The 6,041-nt window shown below is 72.2% G+C and carries 7 protein-coding genes; 1 reads left to right on the forward strand and 6 read right to left on the reverse strand.

Annotated elements, in window-relative coordinates; all coding sequences use genetic code 11:
• The 6 genes from Q0L54_RS09750 to Q0L54_RS09775 all read right to left on the reverse strand — a co-directional run.
• A partial coding sequence (locus Q0L54_RS09750) for an ATP-binding cassette domain-containing protein (RefSeq protein ID WP_296667657.1) occupies positions 1 to 780 on the reverse strand: 780 nt, incomplete at its 3' end.
• On the reverse strand, positions 777 to 1,541 hold the full coding sequence (locus tag Q0L54_RS09755; protein WP_366937955.1) for an ABC transporter permease: 765 nt from the start codon (positions 1,539 to 1,541) through the stop codon (positions 777 to 779). The genes Q0L54_RS09750 and Q0L54_RS09755, both read right to left, overlap by 4 nt.
• Positions 1,538 to 2,317: a molybdate ABC transporter substrate-binding protein gene (modA, locus tag Q0L54_RS09760; protein WP_296667658.1), complete on the reverse strand. Its 780-nt coding sequence runs from the start codon at positions 2,315 to 2,317 to the stop codon at positions 1,538 to 1,540. The genes Q0L54_RS09755 and modA overlap by 4 nt, the downstream gene beginning before the upstream one ends.
• Positions 2,314 to 2,715 carry a TOBE domain-containing protein gene (locus tag Q0L54_RS09765; protein ID WP_296667661.1) on the reverse strand — a complete coding sequence of 134 codons (402 nt, stop codon included), beginning with the start codon at positions 2,713 to 2,715 and terminating at the stop codon, positions 2,314 to 2,316. The genes modA and Q0L54_RS09765 overlap by 4 nt, the downstream gene beginning before the upstream one ends.
• Before the next feature lie 52 nt (positions 2,716 to 2,767).
• On the reverse strand, positions 2,768 to 4,387 hold the full coding sequence (locus Q0L54_RS09770) for a helicase HerA-like domain-containing protein (protein WP_296667663.1): 1,620 nt from the start codon (positions 4,385 to 4,387) through the stop codon (positions 2,768 to 2,770).
• Between the two features lie 75 nt (positions 4,388 to 4,462).
• On the reverse strand, positions 4,463 to 5,065 hold the full coding sequence (locus Q0L54_RS09775) for a PH domain-containing protein (protein WP_296667665.1): 603 nt from the start codon (positions 5,063 to 5,065) through the stop codon (positions 4,463 to 4,465).
• A gap of 180 nt (positions 5,066 to 5,245) precedes the next feature.
• Between Q0L54_RS09775 and Q0L54_RS09780 the strand changes: the two genes are divergently transcribed.
• On the forward strand, positions 5,246 to 6,041 hold a 796-nt coding region (locus Q0L54_RS09780; protein WP_296667669.1), incomplete at its 3' end, for a circularly permuted type 2 ATP-grasp protein.

The following is a 6,041-nucleotide window of genomic DNA, read 5'->3' on the forward strand; positions in this document are numbered from 1 at the left end:
CACAGCGGCCCTCGCGCCCGCGCCGGGCCCGCCGGTGACCGGCACGCGCACGCCGCCGTCCGTCACCAGCGCCCCGCCGTGCATAGTCCCGTTCACCAGCACCCGCGCCGCCATGCGCGCGGCGAAGGCCGTCCGGGGCCGCGTGAGCACCTCCGCCGCAATGCCGGATTCCACCACCCGCCCGGACTCGATGACCGCGACGTGATCGGCCAACGCGTGCGCGTCCAAGGCGTCGTGCGTGGACACCACCGCGGTCACGCCCGCGAGCAGCCCCGCGACCAGGGAGCGGATGGTGCTCGCGGCCACCACGTCGAGCCCCGCGAAGGGCTCGTCGAGCAGCAGCACGCGCGGCCGCGCGGCGAGGGCGCGAGCGATCGCCACGCGACGTGCCTGGCCCCCCGAGAGGTCCGCGGGCCGGCGGTCCCCCGTGCCCTCCAGCCCCACCCGGGCGAGCCAGCCCTCCGCCTGGGCCCGCGCATCGTGCCGGGAGAATCCGCGCGACCGCGGGCCGAACGCGACGTTGTCGCGCACGGACATGGTGGGAAACAAGGCGTCGTCCTGGGACAGCAGGCCGATGCGGCGGTCGCGGGCGCCGATCGCCGCGCCGTCGAGCGTCACGGCGCCGCCGTCGAGGGGGACGATGCCGGCGATGGCCTCCAGCGTGGTCGACTTGCCGGAGCCGTTGGGCCCCAACAGCACCAGGGTGCGTCCGGCCTCGACCTCGAGGGACGCGTCGACCCCGCGAGCGGCGACCCGGACGTGCGCGACGAGCCCGGTCACGGCGCGCGCCTGAGCGGACGGTAGGCGAGCGCGACCACGGAGATCGCGACCAGCACCAGCACCAGCGACAGGGCCGCCGCGGAGGCGGGATCGGCCTCGCGCGCCAGGTAGATCTCGAGCGGCGCCGTCCGGGTCACCCCGGCGAGCGACCCGGCGAAGGTCAGCGTGGCGCCGAACTCACCCAGCGCGCGGGCGAACGCGAGCACCGCCCCGGTGGCGAGCGCGGGGCCCAGGGCGGGGAGCGTGACGCGCAGGAGGATCCGCGTCCGCGACGCGCCCAGCGTCCCGGCGATCGCCTCATGCCGCCCGGAACGCGCGGCGAGCGCGGACTCCACAGCCACCACCATGAAGGGCATGGCGACGAACGCCTGAGCGATCACCACCGCGAGCGTGGAGAACGCGACGGAGCCGCCGACCTGTTCGCCCAGCAGCCCGCGACGCCCGAACGCGTAGAGCAGGGCCAGGCCGCCCACGACGGGTGGCAGCACCAGGGGAGTGAGCACCAGGGCGCGCACGATGCCGCGCATCGGCCCGCGCAGGGAGTGCAGCACGAAGGCGAGCGGCACTCCCAGCGCCAGCACCACGAGGGTGGCGGTGCCCGCGGTCCGCAGCGAGAGCCCCAGCGCGGTGAGCGACGCCTCGGACGTCACCAGTTCCCAGAAGCGCGGCCACTCCACGCGGGAGACCAGCCCGATGAGCGGGAGCAGCACCAGCAGGCCGCCGAGCGCGGCGAGCGGCGCCAGCCAGCGCGGGCCCGTCACGGCGTCCCGAATCCGGCCGCCGCGAGGACCTCGCGCGCCTCGGGGCCGGTGAGGAACTCGACGAACAGCGCTGGGAGCCCGGGTTCCCGGGCGCCGGTGAGCGCGGCCGCCATGTAGTGGTTCACCACCGCGTCCGCGCCGTCGATCTCGACGGCCTCGACGCCCTCGGCGCGCGCGATGTCGGTGACGTAGACGATGCCTGCATCGGCCTGGCCGGACGCCACCTTGCCGAGGACGCCGGTCACCGACTGCTCCTCGGAGGCGGGGGTGAGCGTCACGCCCGCGAGCGTCGCGAGCTCGGCCGTCCCCGCACCGCACGGCACCTGTGGCGCGCAGATCACGGAAACCAGGCCGGGGCTCGCGAGGTCCTCGAGTCCGCGCACGCCCGCCGGGTTCCCCGCGGGCACCACGAGCGTGAGGGTGTTGGTGGCGACCACGGCAGCGTCGCCGGAGACGTGATCGGCAACGGCCGCCATCTGCGCCTCGTCCGCAGAGACGAACACCTCGGCGGGCGCGCCCTCGGCGATCTGTGCCGCGAGGTCGCTGCTGCCGCCGTAGGTAAGGCGCACGTCCACCGCGCCGTGTGCGGATTCGAACGCCTCCGCGATCGGCTCCATGACGTCGGCGAGTGACGCGGCGGCGAAGACCGTCAGTTCGACGCGGCCCTCGGCATGGGCCCGCGCATCGACCGCGTCGCGGGTCGACGACGCCCAGATGACCGCTCCGATGATCGCGATCCCGAGCGCGGCGATCGCGATCCCAGGGCCACGGCTCACGCCTTGGCCGCCGGCGTCTCGACGATGACCGTGGTCGCCTTCACCACGGCCGTCGCCACGGACCCGGGCTCGAGGCCGAGCTCGCGCACCGCCTCCGCGCTCATCAGCGACACCACGCGGTGGGGCCCGCATTGGAGGTCCACCTGCGCCATCACCTCGTCTGCGATCACGCGGGTGACGATGCCGGTGAAGCGGTTCCGTGCGGACCGCCGGACGTCCGTCGGATCGTCGGGAGCGGTGGTGCGCGCGGCGAAGGCGGCGACGTCGATGCCGTCGATCAGGATGCGCCCCCCGGCGTCGCGAATGGTCGGCACCGATTCGGCGTCGATCCAGCGGCGCACGGTGTCGTCGCTGACGCCCAGCAGCGCGGCGGCCTCGGATACTCGCAGATGCGGCACGAAACAAACGCTAGCGCCGCATCTGCGGCCTCACAAGCCCCTGGCTACATCGCTACCGACTGCGAACCCCGAACACCGAACGCAGAATCGAGCGCCCGATCTCGCGCCCCGCCGTGCGCGCGAAGTCGCGCACGGGAGCCGAGCCGAGCACCTGCTCCGTGACGCTCTTGTCCCTCGCGCGGGACCGCGAGCGCGACGGCGTACGAGAGGTGCTCCGGGCATCGTCCCGCTGTTCCCGCTCCCGCTCCGCGGCGGCCTCCTCGGCCGCCTCCCGCTCCTGCGCGGCCGCGGCCGCCTTCTCCGCGCGGGCGCCCAGCAGCTCGTACGCGCTCTCACGGTCGAGCATGGTGCCGTACCGGGCCGAGAGGGGGCTGCCCGCGATGGTCGACGCGATGACGCCGGCCGGCGCGGGGTCCATGAGGCCGCGCGGGGCGCACAGCCGCGTCCATGCGACCGGCGTGGGCGCGCCCTTGTCGCTCAGCACCGTCACCACGGCCTCGCCGATGCCCATGGTGGTGAGCACCTCCTCCAGGTCGTACGGCGAGTTCGGGAAGGTGCGGGCCGTCGCCTTCATCGCCGTCGCATCGTCCGGCGTGAAGGCACGCAGCGCGTGCTGGATCCGCGAGCCCAGCTGGCCCAGCACGTCCGCCGGCAGGTCCTTCGGGGTCTGCGTGCAGAAGAAGATGCCGACGCCCTTGGAGCGGATGAGCCGCACGGTCTGCGTCACCTGGGTCAGGAACTCCTTGGAGGCGTCGTCGAACAGCAGGTGCGCCTCGTCGAAGAAGAACACCAGGCGCGGCTTGTCCGCGTCGCCCACCTCCGGCAGGTCGGCGAAGAGGTCCGCCAGCAGCCACATGAGGAACGTCGAGAACAGGCGCGGCCGGGTCACCAGGTTGGGCAGCTCGAGAGCGGAGATGACGCCGCGGCCGTCGGGCGTGGTGCGCAGCAGGTCAGAGGTCTCGTAGGCGGGCTCGCCGAAGAACGCGTCCGCGCCTTGCGCCTGGAGGTTGGCGATCTCGCGCAGCAGCACGCCCGCGGTCTGCGAGGACACTCCGCCGATGGACGTGAGCTCCGCCTTGCCCTCGTCGGAGGTGAGGTGCTGGATCACGGCCCTGAGGTCCTTGAGATCCAGCAGCGCGAGCCCGTTGGTGTCCGCCCAGTGGAACACCAGTCCGAGCGCGGACTCCTGGATGTCCGTGAGCCCCAACACCTTCGCCAGCAGCAGCGGCCCGAAGTCCGTGACCGTGGTCCGCATGGGTATGCCCACACCGTCCGCGGCTCCGCCGATCGAGTAGAACTCCATGGGATAGCCGCGCGGCGCCCAGTCCTGTCCGATGTCCGCGGCCCGCTTGTCAATGAAGCCCTTGGGCTCTCCCGGTAGCGCCATTCCTGACAGATCGCCCTTGACGTCCGTGACGAACACCGGCACGCCCGCATCGGAGAGCGCCTCCGCCATTCCCTGCAGCGTGCGGGTCTTGCCGGTTCCCGTCGCGCCGGCGATGAGGCCGTGACGGTTCATCATCGCGAGCGGCAGCCTCACCTGGGCGTCGGCGTTCGCGTCCTCCCCCTGGACCAGCGCACCCAGGGCGATCGAGCCGCCCTCGAAGGTGTAGCCCGCGGCCACGGTCGAGGCGTAGGCGGCGGAAAACGGGTCGCTGGTGGTGTCGCTCATGGTGGCCAGGCTATCCAGGGACGATGCGTGGCGCGCGGGGAGCGTCGGCCGTCGCGGCGGCGGTCACGCCGGCGGTCACGCCGGCGACGCGGCGGCGGGCGGCTCGGTGTCCGCCGGCGGGTTCTGCGGCGCGGGGGGTGGATCTGCGGCGGGACGAGAGGATCGCCTGCCGCTCTCGCCATCGATGTGCTCCATGATCTGCTCGTGGAGACGTGCGTAGACGTTCTCGACGTCCGGGATGTCGTCGAAGTCCAGCGGGTCATCCGATGCGGACTCGATCGACAGCGTTCCCGCGCGGAACATGCGGTCGATGAGGCCGTGCCGGAACTGCACGGTATTGATGCGCGCGATCGGAATATCGATGCCGTTCTTGGTGAAGACGCCGCTGCGATAGATCACCCGGCGGTCGGTCACCACGAAGTGGGTCGAGGCCCAGCGGATGAACGGCGACACGGCCCACCAGACCACCACGACGGTGGCGAGGACCCCCACCACGATGCCGATCGTGGTGCGCGCGCCGTCGCTCATCGACGCGCTCCCGGTCCACACCCAGACGGCGATCACGGCGCCGATCGAGACCAGCGCCACCAGGATGGGCCCCAACAGCGCCTTCCAGTGGGGGTTGCTGTCGATGATGATCCGCTCGCCGGGCGCGAGGAGGTTCCGAGGGTAGGCCATGACGGCGAAGTTATCAGCGGCGAGCGCCGTGTGGAAGGGGCGCGGTTTTCGCGGCGGCACCCGGCGAAACGCCGTCATCACGAACCGGAAACATCTCGTGACTAGGCTGGCGCCATGACCGCCTCGGATCAGCACACTCCATGGACCGGCTATCAGCCGGTGCAGGCCTGGGACGAGGCCATGGACCTCGGCGGGAAGGTCCGGGAGCCGTATGCCCGCGTCTATGCGGAGATCGACCGCATGTCGGGCGACGACCTCTTCTCACGCGCCGAGGCGTTGGCCTCCACCTACCTCGCGCAGGGCGTCACGTTCGACCACGCCGGCGAGGAGCGGCCCTTCCCGCTCGACATCGTCCCGCGCGTGGTGGGCGCCGACGAATGGGAGATCATCTCGCCCGGAGTCGCCCAGCGCGTGCGCACCCTCGAGGCCTTCCTCGCGGACGTCTACGGCTCCCAGCACTGCGTGAACGATGGCATCGTCCCTCGCCGGCTTCTCGCCACCTCGCAGTACTTCTACCGCTCGGCGTCCGGGATCGACCCGGCGAACGGCGTGCGCGTGCACATCTCCGGAATCGACCTGGTCCGCGATCAGCACGGCATCTGGCGAGTGCTCGAGGACAACGTGCGCGTCCCGTCCGGCGTGAGCTACGTGCTGTCGAATCGCCGAGCGATGTCGCAGATGTTCCCCGACATGTTCGGCGCGATGGGCGTGCGGCCCGTCCTCGAGTACTCGCAGCGGCTGCGCGCGGCACTCGCCAAGTCCGCGCCGGAGGGCGTGGACGACCCGACCATCGTGCTGCTGACGCCCGGCGTCTTCAACAGCGCGTACTACGAGCACTCGCTGCTCGCCCGCACGATGGGTGTCGAGCTGGTCGAGGGGCGCGACCTCGAGACCCACAACGGCCGCGTGTACATGCGCACCACGGCCGGGCGCCGCCGTGTCGACGTCATCTACCGCCGCGTGGACGACGAATACC

Origin of the sequence: Demequina sp. (genome assembly GCF_024642165.1) — a bacterium.
Classification (GTDB): Bacteria; Actinomycetota; Actinomycetes; order Actinomycetales; family Demequinaceae; genus Demequina.

Excerpts from the sequence above, each read along its gene's own strand:
- Q0L54_RS09770 (WP_296667663.1), bottom strand. The coding sequence starts at position 4,387 with ATGAGCGACACCACCAGCGACCCGTTTTCCGCCGCCTACGCCTCGACC.
- Q0L54_RS09775 (WP_296667665.1), bottom strand. The coding sequence starts at position 5,065 with ATGGCCTACCCTCGGAACCTCCTCGCGCCCGGCGAGCGGATCATCATC.